This is a genomic window from Oleiphilus sp. HI0125, assembly GCF_001635355.1.
The window spans coordinates 1-951 of sequence record NZ_LWGF01000184.1 but is presented as its reverse complement, the minus strand read 5'-3'; the positions used below and the strand labels follow the sequence as shown (position 1 = coordinate 951).

Sequence of the window (951 nt, the reverse complement as noted above, 5' to 3'; positions counted from 1 at the left end):
GATGCAAGTGTAAGTCCGACGTTATTGTTATTCATATCAATGCGACATTCCCTACATATGAAATGAGCTCAAATGACTTTTTTTTGAAACCTTATCACCTATTGTCAAAGGCTTCAAAAGCGCACTATAGCTTTAACGCAATAATGACTGTTCCATAGTTGGAAAGTCGCAGGTTTAGGTTGTCGTTAAAGATGGCCTGATAATGATTACGCAGCTTAAGGTGAAAGTGATGACAAATACGACCGCTTCCAACAAGACGCCTTTGGATGTCCGTCCTCGTCATATGGAGTTCCCATATGCAGACATGTCGACGCGGGACTTCTTTGATAATAATTGTTTAAAAAGTGCTTATATTGCTGCGATGTCAGCGACCTTTCCAGATGGAGAAGCGGAGTTTATTAAGTCTGTGCGGCCTTATCGTAATGATACGAAAGACCCCAATTTAAAAGAAAAAATTAAGGGGTTTATTGGACAAGAGGCACATCACAGCTTGCAACATAAGCGCTTCAATGAACAGTTGCGTGACAAAGGCTATGACGTCCCGCGCTTAGAAAAGGTCTTTTTGAAGGACTTAGAATGGTCGATCAAACGTCGCTCAGATAAACAGCGTTTGGCATTTACTGTGTGTGTTGAACACTTAACGGCAGTGTTTGCCTGTGACTATTTGAATCATAGAGAGCACTGGGCTGGCATGGAAGAGAGCATCGACCAATTGATGCATTGGCATGCAGTGGAAGAGATTGAGCATAAAAGCGTCGCGTTTGATTTGTATATGGAAATTTTTGGAGATCGTCGCTTATTGAAAAAGTCGATGTGTATTGCTTTGATTCTGTTGCCATATCGCTTCATGAAATACCAAGCGCGTTTACTGTGGTGGGCGAAGCGCATGCCACGCTGGTCTGAAGTAAAAGGGTTTTGGAAGTTTATGTACGGTAAACAAGGCATGACACG

1 protein-coding gene is annotated in these 951 nt (G+C 42.4%); it reads left to right on the top strand.

The window, feature by feature from the left end; translation table 11 throughout:
• Positions 1-229: 229 nt before the first annotated feature.
• On the top strand, positions 230-951 hold a 722-nt coding region (locus A3762_RS02835; RefSeq protein WP_197468976.1), incomplete at its 3' end, for a metal-dependent hydrolase.